This window comes from Telluria sp. RT2P19 (assembly GCF_059685725.1).
In genome coordinates, this window is record NZ_JCASIL010000015.1 from 150,307 (window position 1) to 174,215 (window position 23,909).

The window sequence follows — 23,909 nt, forward strand, 5'->3', positions numbered from 1 at the left end:
GTCAAACCTATACTCGAATGATCGCGCTAACACAAAATGTTATAGAGTGTTATTACAGCCTGCGATGCACATAACAACTCTGGAGACAAGAAAGCCCATGACAATGACAATGAAGCTGTTCCGGCGCGCGCTTGCGCCATTGACGGCGCTATGCGCGGTCCTGGCCGCGCCATCGGCCTGGGCGCTCGGCGAGCGCCAGATCGTGCGCTTCGAGGCCGGCCCGAACGCCGTGGTGCTGGCGCAGAAGGGCCGCGCCGCGCCGTTGCTGGTGGATCCGAAGGATGATGCGGGCGTACGGCGCGCCGTCGCCGACCTGCAGGGCGACATCGCGCTGGTCAGCGGCGCCAAGCCGGCCTTGACGCACGCGGCCGATGCCGCCGGCAGCAAGGCCGACAGCGTCGTCATCGTCGGCACCCTCGGCCAGAGCGCCCTGGTCGACCGCCTGGCGGCGCAAGGCAAGATCGACGTCGCCGGCCTGCGCGGCAAGTGGGAAGGCTTCCTGATCCAGGCGGTGAGCAACCCGATGCCGGGCGTGGCGCGCGCGCTGGTGGTGGCCGGCAGCGACCGCCGCGGCGCCATCTTCGGCGTCTATACACTGTCGGAGCAGATGGGCGTGTCGCCCTGGAAGTGGTGGGCCGACGTGGTCCCGGCGCGCCGGGACACGCTGGCCGTTGCCCTCGACACCAAGGTCAGCGATGCGCCGGCGGTGCAGTACCGCGGCATCTTCCTGAACGACGAGGCCCCGGCCCTGACCAACTGGGCCAAGGAAAAGTACGGCGGCTTCAACCACAAGTTCTACGAAAAGGTGTTCGAGCTGATCCTGCGCCTGCGCGGCAACTACCTGTGGCCGGCGATGTGGCCGCCCACGGCTTTCTATGCCGACGACCCCGAGAACGGCCGCCTGGCCCACGAGATGGGCATCATCATGGGCACCTCGCACCACGAGCCGATGATGCGCGCGCATGACGAGTGGGCCCGTTTCGGCAAGGGCCCGTGGGACTATAGCCGCAACGCCGGCGTGCTGCAGGAGTTCTGGAAGCAGGGCCTGCGCAACTCGCACGGCCAGGACCGGGTGATCACGCTGGGCATGCGTGGCGACGGCGACGAGCCGATGTCCGAGGACGACAACGTCGACCTGCTGCAGAAAATCGTGCGCGACCAGCGCGCCCTGATCGAGAAGGACACCGGCAAGCCGGCCACTGAAGTGCCGCAGGTCTGGGCGCTGTACAAGGAGGTCCAGGGCTATTACGAGAAGGGCATGCGGGTGCCGGACGACGTGCTGCTGCTGTGGTGCGACGACAACTGGGCCAATATCCGCCGCCTGCCGACGCCGGAAGAGCGCGCGCGTCCGGGCGGCGCCGGCGTCTACTACCACTTCGACTACGTGGGCGGCCCGCGTTCCTATAAATGGCTGAACGTGACGCCGATCCCGAAGATCTGGGAACAGATGCACCTGGCCTGGCAGTACGACGCCAAGCGCATGTGGATCGTCAATGTCGGCGACCTGAAGCCGATGGAAGTGCCGATCGAGTTCTTCCTGACCTATGCCTGGAACCCGCAAGCCTGGCCGGCCGAGCGCCTGCCGGAATACCTGCGCCTGTGGGCGACGCGCGAGTTCGGCGCCGAGCATGCGGTGGAAATCGCCGACCTGGTCGAGCAGTACACGCGCTTCAACGGCCGCCGCAAGCCCGAGCAGCTCGAGCCCAACACCTATAGCGTGCTCAATTACGATGAAGCCGGCCGCATTGCGCGCGACTACGCCGCGCTGGCCGAACGCGCGCGCAAGGTGGCCGGCAAACTGCGGCCCGAACAGCGCGACGCCTTCTTCCAGCTGGTGCAGTATCCGGTCGCGGCATCGAGCAATATGAACGAGCTGTATGTGGCGGCGGGCCTGAACCACCACTACGCCACCCAGTTCCGCGCCACCACCAATGACATGGCCGAGCGTGTGCAGGCCCTGTACAAGAACGACGTCGAGCTGGCGCGCCAATACCATGCGGTCAAAGGCGGCAAGTGGAACCACATGATGTCGCAGACCCGCTTCGGCTACGTCAACTGGGAACAGCCGCGCGCCAACGTGCTGCCGGCCGTGCACCGCGTCGATGTACCACCTGGGGCCAATATGTCGGTGGCGGTCGAGGGCGGCGTAAAGGCCTGGGGCGCCTACGGCCTCAAGGCGCTGGACTTGCCGACCTTCGATCCCTACGCTAGAAAAACGCACTACCTCGACATCTTCAACCGCGGCAGCGCGCCCTTCGAATACCGTATCGAGTCCAATCAACCCTGGGTGGTGGTGAGCCAGGCGAGCGGCAAGGTGACGGGCGAGCAGCGCGTGACCGTCGATGTACGCTGGGACAAGGTGCCGGCCAAGCCGCAGCCGGCGGTGCTGACCATCACCGGGCCGAACGAGTCGCGCGTGCTGGTCAATGTGCCGCTGCGTCGTGCGGACATTCCCGCAGGCGCCAAGGGCTTCGTCGAGACCGACGGCGTGGTGTCGATCGAGGCCGCCAACTATGCGCGTGCGCTGGCGCCGGAAGGCCGCAGCTGGCTCAGGATTCCGGGCCATGGCCGCACCGATTCGGGTGTGACGACCTTGCCTGTCACCGCGGCGGCGCTGGACGTAAAACAGGGCATGCGCCTCGAGTACGATGTGAATACAGTCAGCAGCGGTGCGGTCAAAGTGCAGGTGACGCTGGCCCCGACCCTGAAATTCCAGCCGGGGGCCGGCTTCCGCTACGCCGTGTCGATCGACGACGAGGCGCCGCAGATCGTCAATGTGCATGCGGACGAGTCGGAGAAGTTCTGGGAAAAGATCGTGTCGGATGGCGCGGCGGTGTTCACGACCGGGCACCAGTTGGGTAAGCCGGGCAAGCATGTGCTGAAGTTCTGGGCGCTCGATCCGGGCCTCGTGGTGCAGAAGCTGGTGATCGATGCGGGCGGCCTGAAGCCGAGTTACCTGGGGCCGCAGCAAAGCCCGCGGCTCTAACCATTCCGTCACCTTGACGGATCGTGGCCTGGGCGGGTATCCCGCCCACGCGTTCAACGCCAGTGCGCTCTGCCACTGTGCTGCATGCGTTGAACGCGTGGACAGACAACTGGGCCACCCTACCTGGTACCGCAGCCTGTAGGGTGGAAGGCTCCGCCTTCCACGCGTTCACCACCGGTATCACCATTAAGCGCCAGTCGAGCAGCTAGCGATCAATAAAAAAGGGGCAGTCCGCGTCATGCGGACTGCCCCTTTTTGTGGTGGCGAAGGATCAGGCCTTACGCATCGGCATCGCGCGCAGCGAGGCGGCGATCGCTTCGCGCATCGGCTTGGCGCGCAACTGGCTGTCGTAAGGCGTCGGACGCTGCGCCAGGCTGTCCGGACGCTTGGCGTCTGCCCAGGTCTGCAGCCAGTTCACGTGATCCGCCATGCCCCACAGCAGGAAGTCGCGGCAGGTTGGATAGCTGAGCGTCACGTCCAGGTAGTCGCGTGCCAGCGCCGCCGTGGCCGCGTCGCGCTTGGCGACATCGGCCGGGAAGGCCTTGTCGTTGACGTCGAACTCGGTGATCAGGAGATCGAGCCCCATGCCGTTGACCTCGTCGAGGAACTTGCGCCATTCGCGCAGCACCGCCGCATTGGCGGGGCCGGACATGGCGTCGCCCGCGCTGATATGACTTTGCAGGCCCAGCGCATGGATCGGAGCGCCGCGCTTTTTCAGATCGGCCAGCAGTTTCAACACGCCGGCGCGGTGCTTGGCGTCGTCGCCCAGGCCTGGGCCCATGAAGTCGTTGTACACCAGTTGCGCCTTCGGCGCATGCTCGTGGGCCTGGTGGAAGGCGAACGCGATCTGCTCGACCGCGCCCATGCGCTCGGTGAACACATTGGAGACCAGGCTGCCGTCCTTCGGCGACACGGCTTCGTTGACGACGTCGTGGCTGAAGATGTCGTTCCGGTAGTGCGTGCACACGGTCTTGATGTGCTCGCGCAGGATCGCTTCGGCCTGGCTGACCGGCTTCGATTTGAGGTCCAGCTTGTTGACCCAATCGGGGAGCCACTTCGGCGCCTGCCAGATCAGGGTGTGGCCGCGGATCGCCATGCCTTCCTTGCGCGCCCAGGCGAACATCTCGTCGGCCGGCCCGAAGTTGTACGGTCCGGGTGTCGGTTGCAGCGCCTGCCACTTGGTCTCGTTCTCGGCGACGATCATATTGCACTCGCGCGCCATGAGCGCGCGGTAGGCCGGGTCGCGGAAGCTCTTGCGCGTGTCCTGGTCTTCCAGCATGCCGATGGCGTTACCGAAACGCAGGCCTTTGGCCATGGCCAGGTCCTTGAGGGCAGGTGCGCCGTTTTGCGCCGCCAGTGCGTGCGGCGCCAGCATGGCGCCGGCCGCGGTGCCGAGCAGTTTGAGGGTGTCGCGTCGCGATGTCATCGGGTGTTGTCTCCTTTATTGTGTTTGTCGATATCCGGTCAAGCCTGGCGATAAGGCGAGATAGTGACGATCTTGCCGTCGTCGTCGTAGTGCAGTTCGGTGACTTTCACCGAGCGCAGATGGGTGACGCCGCCCGACAGGCTGCTGTCATGGTAGAAGAGATATGAGCGGCCTTCGAATTCGCAGATCGAATGGTGGGTGGTCCAGCCGATCACCGGGGTCATGATCTGTCCCTGGTAGGTGAAGGGACCGTACGGGCTGTCACCGGTCGCATAGCACAGCAGGTGGGTGTCTCCGGTCGAGTACGAGAAGTAGTACTTGCCATTGTGCTTGTGCAGCCACGGCGCCTCGAAGAAGCGGCGATCGTGGTCGCCGGCCAGCAGCTCATTGCCGTCCTGGTCGAGGATCCGCACCGGGCGTGGTTCCTCGCCCAGCTCCAGCATGTCGCCGCGCAGGCGCGCCACGCGCGGCTGCAGGGCGGTCTCGCCCGGTGCCGGTTCTTCATGGTCGGCGCTGTAGACGTTGTCGCGGTATTTCTGCAGCTGGCCGCCCCAGATGCCGCCGAAGTACAGGTAGAACTCGCCGTCGTCGTCGCCGAACACGGCCGGGTCGATCGAATAGCTGCCGCCGATCGGCTGCGGCTGTGCCGTGAACGGGCCGGTTGGCGCGTCACCGACAGCCACGCCGATCTGGAAGATGCCGTCCGGGCGCTTGGCCGGGAAGTACAGGTAGTATTTGCCGTCCTTGCGTGCGCAGTCGGGCGCCCACATCTGGCGCGCCGCCCATGGCACGTCATCCACGTGCAGGGCGACGCCGTGGTCGACCGCCTCCGCGCCCGGGTGGTCCATCGAGACCACGTGGTAATCCTCCATGGCGAAATGGGCGCCGTCGTCGTTGAAGGGCACGCCCGCTTCGATGTCGTGCGAAGGGTAGATGTAGATGCGGCCGTCGAACACGTGGGCGGACGGATCGGCGATGTAGATGTGTTCCAGCAGGGGCGCCGAAATGGCGCGCTCTTTAAGGGACTGGACGTGGTCTTTGTCGATGATTTCAGGCATGGGTGTTGGCTGGTTCGGGTTCAGGAAAAATCATTGCTGGGCCGCGAGCGCGCGGCGCTCGCCGAGTTCGCGTTCGATCTGCAGCTCGGTGGTCTTGCGGATGTCGTACAACGCCAGGCAGCACACGGCCAGCAGGAACGGAATGGCCGCGTACACGCTGACCGACAGGCGCACGCCTTCGGCGACCTGGGCTGGCTGGACGGCCTGCGCGGCGTCGTAGCCATAGGCCGACAGCAGGGCCGCCACCAGCGCGCCGCCGATGGAGAGGCCAGCTTTCAGGCCGAAGATCATGGCCGAGAACAAGAGGGCGGTGGCGCGCCGGTTATTCTTCCATTCCGAGTAGTCGGCGACGTCGGCGATCATGGCCCACAACAGCGGGATCGTGATGCCGTAGAAGAAGCCGTACAGGATCTGGGCGCCGAACACCATGCCGATCGAGTTCGGGCCGATCCAGTAGTAGCTGAGGCGGAACAGGGCGGCCAGCAGCAGGGCGGCGCCGAACACGTCGCGCTTGCCGAAGCGGTCGGCCAGCGGTTTCGAGAAGCCGATCCCGACGATCATCAGGATGATGCCCACGGCGTTGAACAGGCTGAAGCCCGAGGTGGCGGCGTCTTCCGGCCAGTGGAACTTGGTCAGGCCCATATTGGTGAGTACCGAGTTCAGGCCGTCGATGAAGGTCAGGAAGCCGACGTCGCTCAGGAACGCCGCCAGCGCCGCCTCTTGCAGGAAGTTACGGAAGTAGAAGATGTACATGCCGCCCTTGAGCGACAGCGTGATGAATACCAGGATGGTCAGCACCAGCATCACGACCCAGGGACGGTTGCGCATCAGGTCGGCGATATCCTGCTTGATGCTCGAGCGCTGGCTGGCATGCGGCACGATGCGTTCGCGGGTGGTGAAGAACGTGATCAGGAAGCAGATCGTGCCGGCGACGGCAAAGATCATCATCGTGGTCTGGAAACCGGCCACCTTGTCGCCGTCGCCCAGGATCAGCACCAGCGGCAGCAACAGCACCTGGATCACGAGCTGCGCGACCAGCACCGCGACGAAGCGGTACGACGACAGGCTGTTGCGGTCGGCCATGCTGCCGGTCAGCACGCCGCTCAAGGCGGAATAGGGCAAGTTGTTGGCCGAATACACCAGCATCAGCAGGATGTAGGTCAGCAGCGCGTAGATGTACTTGCCGCGCTCGCCCAGGTCGGGCGTGCTGAAGGCCAGGATTGCCACCAGGCCGAAGGGCACCGAGGTCCACAGGATCCAGGGACGGAACTTGCCCCAGCGGGTGACGGTGCGATCGGCGATGATGCCCATCAGCGGGTTGAAGCAGGCGCCGACCAGGCCGCCGATGAAGATGATGCTGGCCGCGGCGTTCGGCGAGATCTGGTAAACGTCGGTATAGAAGAAGGCGAGGAAGGTCAGTAAGGTCTGGAAGATCAGGTTGGCGGCCAGGTCGCCCAGTGCATAGCCGATTTTTTCGGTTGTCCCCAGCGTCGGCTGCGCTTTTGTCATTGTCGTCATTGTCTTGCCAATCTATGTGTTGAAAAGCAATGTAGCCGTCTACCGTCGGTGCCAGCAAGCTGTCGTGCGGTAGTCGGGCCACTCATGTATCACGCCCTCATCCAAAAAAGTTAGCGCAATCATTATTGTCGATTGTGGATGAGATGGCATACTCCGTCAACCGCTTTATCTCTGACACGCATACCAGATATAAGCGAGCAAGCTGTCGTAAGTACAAGGGGCGCGTGTTAGAATGTACTGGCCTAAGTTCGCGCTAACATCGTTCTGTCAGAGGTTACCCCGCATGTCTACTCCCAATACCGGACTGATCGCCCCCGCAGAGGCCAAGCGTGGCCCGAACATGACCGATGTGGCAAAGCTCGCCGGGGTGTCGCCGATGACGGTCTCGCGCGTCATGAACGGCAAATCGACCGTACGCGCCAGCACGCGCAAGAAGGTGACGGCCGCCGCCGCCGCGCTGAACTACACGCCGAACCCCGAGGCGCGGCTGCTGGCCGGCTCGCGCCCGATCCGCATCGGCTTCCTGTACAGCATGCCCAGCGTGCGCAGCGGCGCCTACTTGACCGAGGTCTTGCTGGGCCTGCTCAACAAGGTCAGCCTGAACAACGTCCAGCTGCTGGTCGAGAAGTGCGCCGACGGCGACCAGATCGTCGAGCAGACGCAGCGGCTCATCGATAACCATATGGATGGCATCATCCTGCCGCCGCCGCTGGTCGACAATGCCGAGATCGTGTCGCGCATCGTCGACGCCGGCATCCCGCTGGCCCTGATCGCCTGCGGCCAGCCCGACTCCCGGGTCAGCGCGATCGGCATCGATGATCGCCAGGCCGCCTACGAGATGACGCGCCACCTGATCGAGCTGGGCCACCAGCGGATCGGCTTCATCACCGGTCACCCCTACCAGTCGGCCAGTTCGGCGCGGCTGCAGGGTTACCAGGCCGCGATCAAGGAGTTCGGCGCCGATCCGGCGGCCGAGCTGGTGACGCAGGGGATGTTCAACTACCGCTCCGGGCTGGATGCCTCCGAGATCCTGCTGGCGCTGGCCGACCGTCCGACGGCGATCTTCGCCAGCAACGACGACATGGCCGCCGCGACGGTCGCCGTGGCCCATCGCCTGGGTCTCGATGTGCCGGGCGATATCACGGTCGTCGGTTTCGACGATACCGCCTTGTCGACCACGATCTGGCCTGCGCTCACCACCGTGCGCCAGCCGACCATGGACATGGCCGAGGCGGCGATCGAATGCATCGTCCAGCGCGTCACCGCCGAACGCAGCGGCCTGCCGTCAGGGCCGGCGCACGCCAAAGTCGATTTCGCCATCGTGCGGCGCCAGTCCGACGCTGCGCCACGCATCCGCCCGCCGGTGCGCATATTTGCCTGAACATGGTTCTCCTGTGATTCTGATTGCGCTATCATTTGCGTTACAGAATTGGTAGGCCTGCGTCCGGCAGGCCATGCCATCACCGGAGACAGCTTTGAAATCATATCGTCGAGGCCGCTTGGCCATCGCCGTCCTGGCCGCATGCGGCCTGGGCGCCTGCGCACTGCCGCCATCCACCAGCAACCATGAGGCCCGCCACTGGGTTTCCAGCTGGGGTACGTCCCAGATGGCGTATGGCCAGGCCGAAGCCATGTCGGCCGAGCTATGGAAGGACGGCACCGTGCGCCAGGTCGTGCGCCTGTCGCTCGGCGGCAGCCAGGTCCGGGTTCGTATCAGTAATGCCTACGGCAGCGACATGCTGGTCGTGAACGAGGCGAGCATCGCGCGCGCAGTGCGGCCCGGATCTTCCGAGGTGGTAGCGGGCTCGCTCCAGAGCCTGCGTTTCAACGGCAGCAGCGCGGTGCGCATCCCCGCCGGGGCCGAGTATGTCAGCGACCCGGTCGACCTGGCGGCAACGCGCGGCCTCGATGTCGCCGTCACCATGCACCTGGCGAACACGGCGGGCCAGCAGACCGGCCATGCCGGTGCACGCACCACCACCTTCCTGGCGCCGGGCCGCCAGGCCACGGCTGCGAGCCTCGATGGTGCGAAGACCGTCACGCGCTGGCACCAGCTGGCCGACGTCGAGGTCAGCGCGCCGTCGCCCGCGCGGGCCGTGGTCGTGATCGGTGATTCGATCACCGACGGCTACGGCGCGACGACGGACGCCAACAACCGCTGGACTGACCACCTGGTGCAGCGCATCGCCCAGGACGGCAAGCGGCCGCTCGCCGTGATCAATGCCGGCATTGGCGGCGGCCGCCTTCTGCGCGAGGGCCTGGGACCGAGCCTCATCACGCGTTTCGAGCGCGACGTGCTGGCGAGGAATGGCGTGAGCCATGCGATCGTCTTCATCGGCGTCAACGACATCGGCGTGCTGCGCCGCTCGAAGGAAGACACGCCGCAGGCGATCGCGGCGATGCTGGACGACTTCAGGCAAGCGCACCTGCAGATGATCGCGCGAGCCCATGCCAAGGGCATTTGCGTGATCGGCGCGACGATCACGCCGTTCATGGGCAGCGGCTACTATGCGCCGGCGCAGCACAATGAAGCGTTGCGCCAGGCGGTCAACGACTGGGTCAGGACGGAGAAAGCGTTCGACGGCGTGCTGGATTTCGACGCTGTGCTGCGCGATCCGGCCCGGCCATCCTACCTGGCCAAGGCCTACGACAGCGGCGACGGGCTGCACCCGTCACACGCGGGTTATGCCGCGCTGGCTGCGGCCGTGCCGCTCCAGCAACTGGACAAGTGCTCTTATAGCCGGCTGCGGTAGGGCCGCTCGCGGTACGCGAAGTAATCGAAGTCGGCATGCAGCGCGGTGCCGGCCATGTCCTGGCAGGCCATGCCGACGAAGGCGCCCGTGAAGTTGGGCTGGCCGGGCGCGCTGGCCTCGTCGGACAGGATGCTGGCGTCGAACTGCTGGGCCAGCCACTGCCACGGGCCGTCGCCCAGGCGGTAGCCGAACACCAGGCGCTCCTCGTCCACCTCGACCCGCAGCTCCACCGGCACGCCTGGCGGCAAGGCGATCGGTGCGGTGAAGCTGTCCGCCTGCATGTGATTCGGCAGGCTGCTCATCACACGCAGGTGCTTGCCGGCTTCGTCATCGTGGGTGATGTACAGGTAGTGGAACTTGGCCGCGCCGTAGTAGCACACCAGGCCCGCCTGCTGCTGGAAGTGTTCGGGCTCGAAGTCGACCAGGGTCGCCGCGCTGAAGCAGTGCGCCTGCTGGCGCCGCGCCACCAGTGCCTGGGTGAACTGGCTGCCCAGGCTTTCGCGGCCGAACAGGCGCAGGTGGCCTGGCCGCGCGGTGAGGCTGAACAGCTGATCCGGATACGGCGTGCGCAGCCACTGGAAGTCGAGCGGCAGGTCCGGCGCATCGAATTCGGCGCGTTCGGGCGCTGCGTCGAAGCGGCATTCAGGCAAGCGCGGCGCGGGCACGTCGAGCTGCGGCATGCCTTCGCCATCGAGCGTGCGCAGCCAGCCGTCTTCTCCCCATGCGACTTCCTGGATCGCGGTCTCGCGTCCCAGCGTGCAGGTGCCGCGGTTGCGCAGTGGCCGGCCGCACAGGTAGACCATATACGTGCGGCCATCCGGCGTCTCGACCAGGTCGGCGTGGCCGGCGCGTTGCAGCGCGGCGTCGGGGCGGGAGCGGGTGGTGAGGACGCTCACGTCCGGGTGCAGTTCGTAGGGCCCGTGCAGGTCGCGCGAGCGCGCCATCGTCACGCCATGGTTCCAGCCGGTGCCGCCTTCGGCGGTGAGCAGGTAGTAGTAACCGTTGCGGCGGTACAGGTGCGGCGCCTCGGTCAGGCCGTGTTCGGTGCCGGCGAAGATGTTCGCGCGGCGGCCGACCAGGCGTTGTTCGTGTACCGAGTACTCTTGCGCCACAATGCCGGCGAAGCGCTTGCCGCCGGGACGGTGGTCCCATAACTGGTTCAGCACATACTTGCGGCCGTCGTCGTCGTGGAACAGCGATGGATCGAAGCCGCTGCTGTTGAGGTGCACCGGATCCGACCAGGGGCCGTCGATGCTCGGGCTGGTGACCAGGTAGTTATGGAAGTCGCGTAGCGAGGCGCTGCCGCCGGCGGCGCCGGTCGAGGTGCGGCCGTAGCGCTTGACGTCGGTGTAGACCAGCCAGAACAGCCCGTCCGCATAGGTCAGGCAGGGCGCCCATACGCCGCAGGAATCGGGTGCGCCGCGCATGTCGAGCTGGCTGGCGCGATTGAGCGGGCGGCCGGCCAAGCGCCAGTTCACCAGGTCGCGCGAGTGGTGGATCTGCACCCCTGGATACCATTCGAAGGTCGAGGTGGCGATGTAGTAGTCGTCACCGACCCGCACGATGGACGGGTCGGGATTGAATCCGCGCAGGATCGGGTTGTGGATCATGTCTTTTGTATTGAGAGAGGTTGCGCCGGCTCTGGCGCCGGCTCACGCACCAGCGTCCACAGCAGCACGGCCGCGATCAGGTCGAGCACCGCCAGGCTGACGAAGAAAGGCGTGTAGCCGACGCTGGCCAGCAGGGTGCCGATCAGCAGCGAGAAAATGAGCAGGCCCAGGTTGCCGAAGGTGCCGCACATACCTGCCACGGTGGCGACCTCGTTGCGCCGGAACAGGTCGGACGACATGGTGATGACGGTGACCGACAGGGTCTGGTGCGCAAAGCCGGCAAGGCTGAGCAGGGCGATCGCCGCGTAGGCGTTGTCGACATAGCCCACGAAGGCCACGCCCATCATCATGACGGCGCCGACCGTGAATGCGCCGCGCCGGGCGTTGATCAGGCGGACGCCGCGCTTTTGCAGGGCCAGCACCACCAGCGGTCCGAACATGCAGCCCAGGTCGGCCGCGAGGAAGGGCAGCCAGGCGAACATGGCGATGTCCTTCAGTTCAAAGCCGCGCACCGTGGTCAGGTATAGCGGCACCCAGAACGCCAGCGTGCCCCAGGCCGGATCGGCCAGGAAGCGGGGTAGGGCGATGCCCCAGAAATTACGCTTCTTGAGGATGCTGAGGACCGACGGCCTGGTGCCGTCGCCCGCCAGGTGGTCTTCCTGGCCAGCGGCAATGTGCCGTGCCTCTGCTTCGGACAGGCGGCGGTGGCGCTTTGGCGCATCGTACAGCAGCAGCCAGGCGCAGACCCATACCAGGCCCAGCGCGCCGGTGATCACGAAAGCCGATTGCCAGTTGTAGTGCAGGATCGCCCACACCACCAGCGGCGGCGCCAGCATCGAGCCGAACGAGGCGCCGATATTGAAGACACCGCCCGCCAGGCCGCGTTCCTTGGCGGGGAACCATTCCGAGACCGCCTTCATCCCGGCCGGATTGGCCGAGCCTTCGGCAAAGCCGAGCAGGCCGCGCAGGATGGCCAGGGTCTGCCAGTTGGTGGCCATGCCGTGCGCCATGCAGATCAGCGACCAGGCGGTGGCAAAGATCGCGAAGCCATATTTGAGGCCGATCACGTCGAGCACGTAGCCGCACAGCGGCTGCAGCATGATCGCGCCCTGGAAGGCGGCGGTGATGTACGAATACTCCTTGGCCGTGATGTCCAGCTCCGTCAGGAGGGTGGGTGCGGCCACCGCCAGCGAGCTGCGGGTCAGGTAGTTGACCACCGCCCCCAGCATGATCAGGCTGATCATCCACCAGCGCAGGCCGCGGATGGTGCCACCGCGGGTCCGGCCCAGGATCGCCGCGATCATCGGGTCACCTTCATCGGGGCCGCCTTCACGGCTTCACCATGCTGGGACGCTTCGGATCGTAGCTGAAGTCAGGCACCAGGTAGCGCATCGCCATCGCGTCGTCGCGCGCGCCGCCGGCGACCTTCTTGTACAGTGCATGCGCCTCCTCGATGCGCGCCATGTCCGGCTCGATACCCAGGCCCGGACGCTCCGGTACCGCCACCTGGCCGCCCACGATCTGCAGGGGTTCCGTGGTCAGGCTTTCGCGGCCTTCCTGCCAGATCCAGTGGGTGTCGATCGCCGTGATGGCGCCCGGCGCGGCGGCCGCGCAATGGGTGAACATCGCCAGAGACACGTCGAAGTGGTTGTTCGAGTGCGAGCCCCAGGTCAGGCCCCAGTCGTGGCACAGCTGGGCCAGGCGCACCGAGCCCTGCATGGTCCAGAAATGCGGATCGGCCAGCGGGATGTCCACCGCGCCCAGCAGGTGCGAATGGGCCATCTGGCGCCAGTCGGTGGCGACCATATTGGTCGCGGTGCGAATACCGGTGGCGCGCTTGAATTCGGCCATGATCTCGCGGCCCGAGTAGCCGCCTTCCGGGCCGCATGGATCTTCGGCGTAGGCCAGCAGGTGGCCCCGGCCGCGGCAGGCGTCGATTGCCTCCTTGAGCGACCAGGCGCCGTTAGGGTCGAGCGTCACGCCGGCTTCGGGGAAGCGGCGCTTGATCGCGGCCACCGCCTCCATCTCTTCCCCGGCGCGCATCACGCCGCCCTTGAGCTTGAAGTCCTTGAAACCGTACTGTTCGACCGCCGCCGCGGCCAGGTCGCCGATCGATTCGGCGGTGAGCGCTTCTTCGTTGCGCATCCGGTACCAGCCGTCGCGACCGTCGTCGCCGTCGTAACCGAGGTCGGTGCGGCCACGGTCGCCGATATAGAACAGATAGGCCAGCATCGGCACGTGGCTGCGCTGCTGGCCGTCGCCCAGCAGCTCGCACAGCGGCAGGCCCATGAACTGGCCGAGCAGATCGAGCAGGGCCGCCTCGACGGCGGTGACCACGTTTTCCAGCCGCAGGTTGATTTCGTGCGGCTGCCTCATCACCGCCGCTTCGGCGCTGGACGTGACCTGGTGGCTGACGCCCGAGATCGCGGCGCGCAGGCGGTTCAAGGTGCGGCGGTGGTGGCCGATCTCGGTGCCGGTCACCAGCGGCACCAGCTTTTGCAGCGCCAGCAGGATGCCATTCGAGCCGGGCACTTCGCCCATGCCGGTGCGGCCGGCGCTGTCCTTGAGCAGCACCAGGATGCGGGTGAAATACGGCGCATGCGCGCCGCACAGGTTGAGCAGCATGCTGTCGCGGCCGGCGACCGGGATCACCTGCATCTCGACGATGGTTGGCGTGGCCGCGCGTTGAATCGGGTTCATCTACATATCTCCAGAGTAAATCAGGCAAAGAGCGCCGGGCACTCAAATCCCCGGGGCATAGGGGAAGCGAATCGACTTGTAGTGCTCGAGCGAATGCGCGGGTTTGCGCGCACCGGCCGGCAGGGGCAGTCCCGACTTGTCCTGGAAATAAGCGATGCTGGCGTCGCGCCACCACTGCGCCTCGACATGCTGCTGGGCCAGGCGCTGCGCCGTATCCGTGAAGCGCTCGGCGTCGACGAAGGGCTTGAGGCGCTGCCACTCGGCCTGCATGGCCGCCGCTTCGGCCACGCCGCGGTCGTAGTGCGCCACCAGCTCTTCCCACAGGGTGCGGCCGGACGGCATGCGGTAATCCCACGGCAGGCGGTGGAACCACAGCAGCAGCTCGGGCGGCGTGGTCTTGGGGTCGGCGAAGCGGCGCGCCACCTCGGGCGCATACTGCGCCACGGCGTTGCTGCCGCTGGCGGTGCGGTCGAAGCCGATGCCGTCGCGCGCGGCGCGGTGGTAATAGATCGGGTTCCAGTCGGCGCGTTCCAGGTTGTCGACCCACGGCGCCGGGCCATGGTGGTGGCTGCTGCCCATCACGTGATTCAGGCCGAGCGGCGTCATATAGTCGACCACGGATTCGCGCGAACGCATCATGATGTCGGCGACCGGGTCCAGCAGGCGCTTATCGGGGCTGAAGGTTTGCGCCGCCCATTCACGCGCGATGGCGCGGCTGTCCAGGCCCTGGTCCCAGGCCATGCGGCCAAAGACATACCAATTGGCCTGGTCGAAGATCGAGCCGCTCCAGCTGCGGCTGCTGCCGATATTGGCCACGCCTGCGATGCCGCCCATGCGGCCCTGCTTGCCCTGGATCGACTCGGCCACGGTGAGCTTGCGCCCGCCAATGCGGGTGTCGAACTCCAGGGTTTCCTGGAACATGGGGCCGAGATAAGCGAGGTGGGTGGCGAAGCCCAGGTACTCCTTGGTGATCTGGAACTCCATGATCAGCGGCGTTTTCGGCATCGCGCCGAACAGCGGGTGGGCCGGTTCGCGCGGCTGGAAGTCGATCGCGCCGTTCTTGACCTGCACCAGCACGTTGTCGTCGAACTTGCCGTCGAGCGGGGTGAACTGGTCGTAGCCCTCGACCGCGCGGTCATGCAGCTTGCCCGCCTTCGATTCCTCGGGCGAGGCGTAGACGAAGGCGCGCCACATCACGAGCCCACCGTGCGGCGCAACCGCGCGCGCCAGCATATTGGCGCCGTCGGCGTGGTTGCGGCGATAGTCCTGCGGGCCCGGCTGGCCTTCCGAGTTGGCCTTGACCAGGAAGCCGCCGAAATCGGGGATGGTGCGGTAGATTTCGTCGGCCTTGTTCTTCCACCAGGCCGCGACTTCGGGGTCGAGCGGATCGGCGGTCTTCGTCTGTTTCATCTCGAGCGGGGTCGACCAGCGCACCGACAGGTAGACCCGGATGCCGTACGGGCGCAGCACATTGGCGATGGCGGCGGCCTTGGCGATGAATGGTGCGCCGAGCACCTCGGCCTTGGAATTGACGTTGTTCAGGACGGTGCCGTTGATCCCCAGCGAGGCATTGGCGCGCGCATAGTCGGTGTAGCGCGGATCGATGATGTGCGGGAGTTCCCACCAGTTCCAGATCGATTGGCCGGCGTAGCCGCGCTCCACGCTGCGATCGAGGTTGTCCCAGTGGTTCAGCACGCGCAGGGGCAGGGTGGGGCTGGACGCCAGCGCCACCTGGTCGGCGCGGGTGCCCAGCTGCAGCTGGCGCAGCCAGGCGAAGCTGCCGTACAGGAGGCCGTGGTCGGTGTTGGCTGCAACCAGGGTGACGGGCACGCCGTTCAGTTTGGCGCGTCGCACGAGGTAGCCTTCGTCGCCCAGCTTGCCCAGTTGGTCGCGCACGGCGGATGCCGCATCCAGACCGGCCGGCAGGTCGGCGCCGCGCGCCAGGACGATGCTGTCGGCGCGCGCCTTGTCCACCATGCCTGGCGCCCTGCCCAGCAGTCCTTGCAGGCCACGCTGCAACTCGGCGCGCGCGGCGCCCTGGATGGGGCTGTCGGCGCCGAGCATCAGGATCGAATCGGCTACGTTTGCGCGCTGGGCGGCAGGGAGCGGCTGATAGCGCAACCAGAGCTGATATCCATCCTCTGCGGCGGCACGGGTCGGGATGCACAGCAGCATACCCAAAAGAAATGCGGCCCAGAGCCGCCCGAAGAGTCGATGCATGAGGTTGTCTCCATGTTTTTTGTTCCGGAATGTTTGCTTTGTATCATCCGGCTGCAGGAATGTTAGCGCGAACCTTTTCGATTTCAAAGCGTTTTATTGGCGTGCTCACTCAATCCCCATCATGAAACGTTCGTCTGGATCAGCTGCGCATACCACAAATTGATACACCTAACATTCGCGCTTTACCAACGCTCGGAATATTTTGTTGACAATCATTATTTTTGACCAGTAGACTGGGATGGTTGCGATAACATTCGTGTTAGCAGAAATGTTCGTAACATGTGCTTGAAGTAAAAAAATAATGAGGAGATGAGCATGCATCAGATCGACGTCAGCGCAGGTCCGGCCGCCTGGTCGGCATCACCCACCCCGCGTCAACCGCACCCAATCCATTCGAACAGCATCGCCCGGCGTCCCTCGTGGACCGCGCCGGGTACTGCCGCCGTGTCCGCAGCATAGGGCGCCAGGCATCTTCCAGGCACGACAGCGTTCGTCATGGCCCGCCATGGCGAATTTTCCGTTCCTGGACTGACTTTGCCTACCCAATAGACAACCGTAGAAGGTTGCTTACTTAGAAATAGAAAACCATCAGGAGACTTTGAATGACTCGCAATTCCAAGCAACAGGCTGTAGCACGCCGGCGCCAATGGGCGCTTGGCTTGACCGTCATGGCGGGCCTGGTTCACCAGGCGTACGCGCAAGACATGGCAACCACCGATGCGAACGCGCAGGCTGGCGTGAATGTCGTGAAAGTGACCGGCTACCGCGGCAGTCTGCTGGCGTCGGCACGCGACAAGAAGGAAGCGGTTGGCTTCCAGGACACGATCAGTTCGGAGGACATGGGTAAATTCCCGGACAAGAACATCGCAGAATCGCTGAGCCGGATTCCGGGCGTCCAGATTTCGCGCGACGTGACGGGCGAGGGCATGAACGTCCAGATCCGTGGCCTTGGCTCGAGTTTCACCAAGGTCTTGCTGAACAATGCGCAAATCGCGGTGGCGTCGTCCGGCCCGATCGATGGCGCCAGCACGAACCGCGAGATCGATCTCGACCTGCTGCCGACCGAACTGTTCACCAAGCTGACAGTCAGCAAGAGCCCCAACGCCGGCATGCTCGAAGGCGGCGCCGCCGGTACCGTCAATCTCCGTAGCGCCCGCCCGTTCGACAAGGAAGGCGCCTATGTCGTCTACAACGCGACCGCGCAGAAGCAGGAAATCGCGAACGACGTCGGTGGCCGCGGCTCGATCCTGGCCAGCAAGACCTGGGGCGACAAATTCGGTATCCTCGGCGGTGTGTATTTCAACCGTCAAAAAGCCCGCACCACCGGCTACGAGACGGTCGGCCTGACCAATGCCAACCTGTCGGCTGCGCAGAACAGCCTGCCGACGCGCAACAATACCGGCGGTGGCAACTGGACGATCCCGGCGACGGTGCCGGTTGGCGCCGGTGCGGGCCTCGTGCCAGGCACGCCGATCAACCAGCAGTTCCTGCAAGACCGCAACCCGGGCACCAGCATTACCGCGATCGACAATGCGCTCGTGCCGCGTCTGGGCCGCTACATGGATTACTACGGTGACCGCGACAAGGCCGCGGCGATCCTCAGCGCCGAGTACCGTCCTACCGAGAACCTGCACTTCTACGTCGACACGCTGTACAGCAAGAAAGACGACGACATGCAGCGTATCGGCTACACCTGGGCCATGCGCAACGAGTTTGCCATCCCGCTCAATATGACCGTGGACCGCCCGGATTGCGGCGCCGGCTGCACGGCGACCAGCGGTGACTTCGCCAACGCGCGTTACTTCATCGAATACGGACCGCGCCGCGACAAGACGACGCTCAAGGGCATCAATCCGGGGATGATGTGGCAGATCGCCCCGACCCTGAAGCTCGAGGCGCAAGCCAACGCGACCAAGTCGGAGTTCTCCCACGAAGCCCCGACCGTCATGCCGATCACGGCGGCCGGCAGCGGCCTCGTGGCAAGCTATGACGCCACCAACGGCGGCGTACCCAACATCACCTTCAACAAGGATGTGAACGACCCGGCCAACCTTGGCTGGGCAGGTGGCCGCGTCAACATCCAGAACGAGCTGCGCGAAACCAGCACCAAGGGCTTCCATACCGACCTGACCTGGGGCGACAACAAGCTGAACCTGAAGCTCGGCTACGCCTATGACGACATCGACCGCCGTATCCGCGGCCAGGACAACTCGGCCGCCTGGCAGGCTGCGGTGTGCGGCAACAATCCGAGCGTCTTCATCCAGGGTCCGAACGGCGCGCCTCCTTGCGATGGCGCCAACACGCCCGGAGCAAGCGCCGCAGCGCTCTATCCCGGCTATGGCACCGGCTTTACCGCGGGAGCGACCGCACCGTTGAATTACCAGGGTTCGCTGATCCCGGCCGACCAGCTGGCAAGCTACCTGGTGCCTGGCGAATACGGCCGCCTCGTGGTCGACTGGGACCGCTTCAGGAAGGATTCGAACTACGATTACTACAACTCGTCCGCGCCGGATTCGACCAGTTCGTCGACCGGGGCGAGCTCGGGCTATATGCGTGAGAAGACCTCGGGCTTCTACACCGAGCTCAATGGCTCGACCTTGCTCGCAAACATGCCGTTCCGGTACAACGTCGGTGTGCGATATGTGCGCACCAAGCAGGAAGTCGGCTCCCTGAATTCGTTCAGCGACCCACGTAACGCGAACCTCACGCTTAATGGCTCCAAGTACCCGAACGCGACCGAGTGGCAGTATGTGAACAACACCTACAACAACACGCTGCCATCGGGTACCGCCGCCCTGACGGTCGCCAACAACGTCATCGTGCGCGCCGCGGCATCGAAGAGCATGACGCGCGCCAATCCGAACTCGCTGCGTCCCGGCATCAACTTCAGCTCGGTGTCGGCCGACGTCGGCACCATCGGCAGCCCCGAACTGCAGCCATACATCTCGAAGAACCTGGACTTCGGCGTCGACTGGTACACCGGCGGCGAAGGCTATGTGAGCCTGACCGTGTTCCAGAAGAAGCTCAAAGGCTTCACGGTGATCGAGAATCGTTCGTTGCCGTTCAGCGCGCTGGGGCAGTATGGCGTCACCTATAACAACCTGATCCCGAACCAGCAGGCGGCGATCGACGCGCGCGGCGGTCCGGGCGCGGCGACCGTGGTGATGAGCCAGGAGAGGAATGCCGGCGGTATCCTGCGCATTCGCGGCCTGGAAATCGGCTGGGTCCAGCCGCTCGACAAGTTCTTGCCAATCAAGGGCTTCGGCTTCAGCGAAACCGCGACCCTGATCAACCAGACGGCCAGCGGCGAAGGCACCAACGGGTTCGTGGCCTTGAACGTGCCGCGCAAGAGCAACAACTTCGGCGTCTACTACGAGAACCACGGCTTCATGGCGCGTTTCTCGCACACCTATCGCGAAGGCAGCCAGGCGGCCAACGGCGGCCAGAACGGCATCGCGGCAGCTGCGCTGTATGGCCGCGCCTACAAGCAGGCCGACTTCTCGTCGAGCGTCGATCTCGAGCAGGTCATGGATCGTGAAGGCTGGCCAACCATCACCTTCGATGTGGTCAACATCAACAAGGCCAAGCGCGATTCGTACTTCCAGTTCGAAAACGCGCAGTTCGGATTCTACGATCCGGGCCGCACCTTCCAGCTTGGCCTGCGCGGCAAGTTCTGACCCTCGCGGTCATTGGCTATCACCCGCGCTCGCCGTATGGCGGTGAGCGCGGTGTGAGCGACCAGACCGGATCGGCGGACGCGATGATTGCGTTAACATTAATGTTAGAATCATGTCCGCCGACATTTCACCGCAGCGTATCCGACCTGCCGCCCAAGACGCGGCATCAGCCTTAGAGAAACCATGACTACCATCCAAGCCAATCCACTTCCCGAGGATATCGACCGCGCGCTGCTGGTCGGCCGCGTCTGGCGCGCCGGCGCCAATGAGGGGCCAGCCGTGGTCGCCGTGCGCGGCGGTCGCCTGTTCGACATCACCGGCCATGCGCCGACCGTGGCCGACCTGTTCGAGCGGCGCGACCTGCTGAGCATCGTGGGCAGCGCCGAAGGCGAAGACCTGGGCTCGGTGCATGAGCTGGTCGATGCCGCCCGGCGCGGCGAAGCCGCTTCGAACGGCATCCGCCTGCTGGCCCCATGCGACGTACAGGCCATCAAGGCCGCCGGCGTCACGTTTGCCGTCAGCCTGCTGGAACGGGTGATCGAAGAGCAGGCCAAGGGCGATCCGTCGCGCGCGGTCGCCCTGCGCGAGCATCTGCAGGCGACCATCGGCACCGACCTGTCCGACATCGTTCCGGGGTCCGAGGCCTCGCAACGCCTCAAGACCGAGCTGTCGGCCCAGGGCCTGTGGTCGCAATACATGGAAGTGGGCATCGGCCCGGACGCCGAGGTGTTTACCAAGTCCCAACCGATGTCGTCGGTGGGCTTTGGCGAGCCGGTGGGCCTGCATCCGACCTCGCACTGGAACAATCCGGAACCCGAGATCGTCCTGGCGGTGAACAGCCGCGCCGAAGTGGTCGGCGCGACGCTGGGCAACGACGTCAACCTGCGCGACATCGAGGGCCGCAGCGCCCTGTTGCTGGGCAAGGCCAAGGACAATAACGGCTCGTGCGCCATTGGCCCCTTCATCCGCCTGTTCGACGGCGAGTTCTCGCTCGACACCGTGCGCGAATGCGAAGTGCGCATGCTGATCGAAGGCGTGGACGACGGCTTCACCCTGGAAGGCAGCAGCCGCATGCGCGAGATCAGCCGCGATCCGCTCGACCTGGTGGCGCAGACCTGCGGCGCGCACCACCAGTATCCGGACGGTTTCATGCTGTTCCTCGGCACGATGTTCTCGCCGATCAAGGACCGCGATGCCGAAGGCGGCGGCTTTACCCACCATCCGGGCGACCTGGTCAGCATTTCGACCCCTTCGCTCGGCACCCTGGTCAATAGCGTGCAACGCAGCGACGCCATCACGCCCTGGACTTTCGGCGTGCGCGCGCTGTATGCCAACCTGGCGCAGCGCGGCCTGCTGGGCGCGCGCGACGAGTAATACAACAGCCCTCAGCGGCACATCTGGAATACGAGAATCTATGTCTGACACTATTCAACCAGCCTTTGTTTACGCTACCTATCCGGACCTGAACGGCAAGCGCGTCGTCATCACCGGTGGCGGCAGCGGCATCGGCGCCGAGCTGGTCACCGCCTTCGTGGGGCAGGGCGCCCGGGTCTGGTTCCTGGACATCGCCGAGGACGCAGGACGCGCCCTCGCCGAGTCGCTGGCCGGCGCGGCGCACGCACCGCGCTTCCTGCACTGCGACCTGACCGATCTCGAAGCGCTCAAGACGACCTTCGACGCCATCGTGCAAGAAGCCGGCGCCGTCGACATCCTGCTCAACAACGCCGCCAACGACAACCGCCATACCATCGAAGAGGTCACCCCGGCCTACTGGGAAAGCCGGATAAACGTCAACCTGCGCCACCAGTTCTTCTGTTCCCAGGCCGTCCTGGCCGGCATGAAGGCGCAGGGCCATGGCGTGATCCAGAACTTCGGCTCGATCTCGTGGCACCTGCCGCACACCGAGCTGGCCCTGTACATGACGGCCAAGGCCGGCGTCGAGGGCATGACGCGCGCGCTGGCGCGCGAAATGGGCCCGCACGGCATCCGCGCCGTGGCCGTGGTGCCTGGCGCCGTGCGCACCCCGCGCCAGGAAGCGCTGTGGCATACGCCGCAGGAAGAAGCGCGTATCCTGAACGGCCAGTGCCTGCAGGAGCGGGTCGAGATGCAGGACGTGGCGGCGCTGTCGCTGTTCCTGGCCTCGAACAACGCGCGCCGCTGCAGCGGCCGCGAATACTTCGTCGACGCCGGCTGGTACGGCGCATGAGCACCCCCACCAGCACCATCGTGCCGCACTGCCTGTGGGAGGTGGGCGCCACCCTGGGCGAAGGCGCGCTGTGGCATGCCGCGGCAGGCCAGGTCTGGTTCGTCGACATCAAGGGCAGGCGCCTGCATTGCCATGACACCAGCACTGGCCGCCAGCGCAGCTGGGATGCGCCGGGGCAGGTCAGCTTCGTCGTGCCGGTGGCGGGCGGCGGCTTCGCCTGCGCACTGGAAGACGGGCTGTATCGCTTCGATGAGGCGACCGGCTCGTTCGTCCCGCTGCTGAAGGTCGAGGCCGACCAGCCGGGCAACCGCTTCAACGACGGCCATGTCGACGCCGCCGGCCGCCTGTGGTTCGGTTCGATGGACGATGCCGAGGACCGGCCTACCGGCGCCCTGTATCGCTTCGACGGGCGTGATGTGCGCCGCATGGACGACGGCTACGTGATCACCAACGGCCCGGCCGTCAGCCCGGACGGGCGCACGCTGTATCACACCGATACGCTGGCGCGGCGCATCTTCGCCTTCGACCTGGCCCAGGACGGCAGCGTGGCCGGCAAGCGCCTGTTCGCCGAGCTGGCCGATGGCGGCTATCCGGACGGCATGGCGGTCGACCAGGAGGGCCACCTGTGGGTGGCGACCTTCGGCGGCTGGCGCATCGACCGCTTCGATCCCCAGGGCCGCAAGGTGGGCGAAGTGCGCTTTCCTTGCGCGAACATCACCAAGCTCGCCTTCGGCGGCGACGATTTGCGCACCGTGTACGCCACGACCGCGCGCAAGGGCCTGTCCGTGGCCGAGCTCGAGGCCCAGCCGCTCGCGGGCGGGCTGTTCACTTTCCGCGCCGACGTGCCGGGACTGCCGCAGCAGGCGCTGCGGCTGCAGGAGTAGAAAAGAAAGAAGCAACAGAATGACCGACAGTAAAGCCAACAACGCCAAGCGTCGCTACCGGTCGCAGGACTGGTTCGACAATCCAGAGCGCATCGACATGACGGCGCTCTACCTCGAGCGCTTCATGAACTACGGGATCACGCCCGAGGAGCTACGCTGCGGCAAGCCGATCATCGGTATCGCCCAGAGCGGCAGCGATATCGCGCCGTGCAACCGCATCCACCTGGAGCTGGCCAAGCGCGTGCGCGACGGCATCCGCGACGCCGGCGGCATCCCGATGGAATTCCCGCTGCACCCGATCTTCGAAAACTGCCGCCGCCCGACGGCGGCGCTGGACCGCAACCTGGCGTACCTCGGCCTGGTCGAGATCCTGCACGGCTATCCGATCGACGCCGTCGTGCTCACCACCGGCTGCGACAAGACCGTGCCGGCGCAGCTGATGGCCGTGGCCACGGTCGACATCCCGGCCATCGTGCTGTCGGGCGGGCCGATGCTCGACGGCTGGTTCGACGGTGAGCTGGTCGGCTCGGGCGCGGCGATCTGGAAGGCGCGGCGCCAGCTGGCGGCCGGCGCCATCGACGAGAAGAAGTTCGTCGATATCGCGACCGCCTCGGCGCCGTCGGCCGGCCACTGCAACACCATGGGCACGGCGTCGACGATGAATGCGGTGGCCGAGGCGCTGGGCATGTCGCTGACCGGCTGCTCGGCGATTCCCGCGCCGTACCGCGAGCGCGGCCAGATGGCCTACGAGACGGGCCGCCGCATCGTCGAACTGGCCAGGCAGGATGTGCGTCCTTCGAGCATCCTGACGCGCGACGCGTTCCTGGACGCGATCGTGGTCAACGCCGCGATCGGCGGCTCGAGCAACGCC

Annotated in this window: 15 protein-coding genes; 8 read left to right on the forward strand and 7 right to left on the reverse strand. The window is 65.6% G+C overall.

What is annotated here, in order from left to right:
• Positions 1-97 precede the first annotated feature (97 nt).
• Positions 98-2,986 (forward strand): glycosyl hydrolase 115 family protein, encoded by a 2,889-nt coding sequence (locus AC56KW_RS18665; RefSeq protein WP_497172166.1) that lies wholly within the window; start codon positions 98-100, stop codon positions 2,984-2,986.
• 271 nt (positions 2,987-3,257) lie between these two features.
• Here AC56KW_RS18665 and AC56KW_RS18670 read toward each other — a convergent pair whose 3' ends face one another.
• The 3 genes from AC56KW_RS18670 to AC56KW_RS18680 are packed head-to-tail and all read right to left on the reverse strand — an operon-like array spanning position 3,258 to position 6,988.
• Positions 3,258-4,412: an endo-1,4-beta-xylanase gene (locus AC56KW_RS18670; protein ID WP_497172167.1), complete on the reverse strand. Its 1,155-nt coding sequence runs from the start codon at positions 4,410-4,412 to the stop codon at positions 3,258-3,260.
• Positions 4,413-4,450: 38 nt separating this feature from the next.
• Positions 4,451-5,470, reverse strand: a complete 1,020-nt coding sequence (locus AC56KW_RS18675; RefSeq protein WP_497172168.1) for a glycoside hydrolase family 43 protein — start codon at positions 5,468-5,470, stop codon at positions 4,451-4,453.
• A 30-nt stretch (positions 5,471-5,500) separates the two neighbouring features.
• On the reverse strand, positions 5,501-6,988 hold the full coding sequence (locus AC56KW_RS18680; RefSeq protein ID WP_497172169.1) for an MFS transporter: 1,488 nt from the start codon (positions 6,986-6,988) through the stop codon (positions 5,501-5,503).
• A 283-nt stretch (positions 6,989-7,271) separates the two neighbouring features.
• Between AC56KW_RS18680 and AC56KW_RS18685 the strand changes: the two genes are divergently transcribed.
• Together AC56KW_RS18685 and AC56KW_RS18690 are read left to right on the forward strand one after the other, a co-directional pair.
• Positions 7,272-8,369 carry a LacI family DNA-binding transcriptional regulator gene (locus AC56KW_RS18685; protein WP_497172170.1) on the forward strand — a complete coding sequence of 366 codons (1,098 nt, stop codon included), beginning with the start codon at positions 7,272-7,274 and terminating at the stop codon, positions 8,367-8,369.
• Positions 8,370-8,487: 118 nt separating this feature from the next.
• A complete protein-coding gene (locus AC56KW_RS18690; RefSeq protein WP_497172171.1) occupies positions 8,488-9,741 on the forward strand; it encodes an SGNH/GDSL hydrolase family protein in 1,254 nt (417 codons plus the stop codon).
• Here the strand turns inward: AC56KW_RS18690 and AC56KW_RS18695 are convergent.
• Genes AC56KW_RS18695 through AC56KW_RS18710 form a run of 4 tightly spaced genes read right to left on the reverse strand, consistent with a single transcriptional unit; the run spans position 9,723 to position 16,271 of the window.
• On the reverse strand, positions 9,723-11,351 hold the full coding sequence (locus AC56KW_RS18695) for a glycoside hydrolase family 43 protein (protein WP_497172172.1): 1,629 nt from the start codon (positions 11,349-11,351) through the stop codon (positions 9,723-9,725). The genes AC56KW_RS18690 and AC56KW_RS18695 overlap by 19 nt on opposite strands.
• Complete coding sequence (locus AC56KW_RS18700) at positions 11,348-12,655, reverse strand: MFS transporter (RefSeq protein ID WP_497172173.1); 1,308 nt, start codon at positions 12,653-12,655, stop codon at positions 11,348-11,350. Before AC56KW_RS18700 ends, AC56KW_RS18695 begins: the two co-directional genes overlap by 4 nt.
• A gap of 25 nt (positions 12,656-12,680) precedes the next feature.
• Entirely contained in the window at positions 12,681-14,051 is a 1,371-nt protein-coding gene (locus AC56KW_RS18705) for an enolase C-terminal domain-like protein (protein WP_497172174.1), read from the reverse strand.
• A gap of 42 nt (positions 14,052-14,093) precedes the next feature.
• Entirely contained in the window at positions 14,094-16,271 is a 2,178-nt protein-coding gene (locus tag AC56KW_RS18710; RefSeq protein WP_497172175.1) for an alpha-glucuronidase family glycosyl hydrolase, read from the reverse strand.
• Positions 16,272-16,873: 602 nt separating this feature from the next.
• On the opposite strand from AC56KW_RS18710, the gene AC56KW_RS18715 reads away from it, so the two are divergent.
• The 5 genes from AC56KW_RS18715 to AC56KW_RS18735 all read left to right on the forward strand — a co-directional run.
• Positions 16,874-19,948 (forward strand): TonB-dependent receptor, encoded by a 3,075-nt coding sequence (locus AC56KW_RS18715; RefSeq protein WP_497172176.1) that lies wholly within the window; start codon positions 16,874-16,876, stop codon positions 19,946-19,948.
• 183 nt (positions 19,949-20,131) lie between these two features.
• Complete coding sequence (locus tag AC56KW_RS18720) at positions 20,132-21,322, forward strand: fumarylacetoacetate hydrolase family protein (protein WP_497172177.1); 1,191 nt, start codon at positions 20,132-20,134, stop codon at positions 21,320-21,322.
• A gap of 40 nt (positions 21,323-21,362) precedes the next feature.
• Positions 21,363-22,154, forward strand: coding sequence for a D-xylose 1-dehydrogenase (gene xylB, locus AC56KW_RS18725; RefSeq protein WP_497172178.1), 792 nt, complete (start codon positions 21,363-21,365; stop codon positions 22,152-22,154).
• Entirely contained in the window at positions 22,151-23,038 is an 888-nt protein-coding gene (locus AC56KW_RS18730) for an SMP-30/gluconolactonase/LRE family protein (protein WP_497172179.1), read from the forward strand. The genes xylB and AC56KW_RS18730 overlap by 4 nt, the downstream gene beginning before the upstream one ends.
• Positions 23,039-23,057: 19 nt before the next feature.
• The coding region (locus AC56KW_RS18735; RefSeq protein WP_497172180.1) for a dihydroxy-acid dehydratase domain-containing protein at positions 23,058-23,909 on the forward strand (852 nt) is incomplete at its 3' end.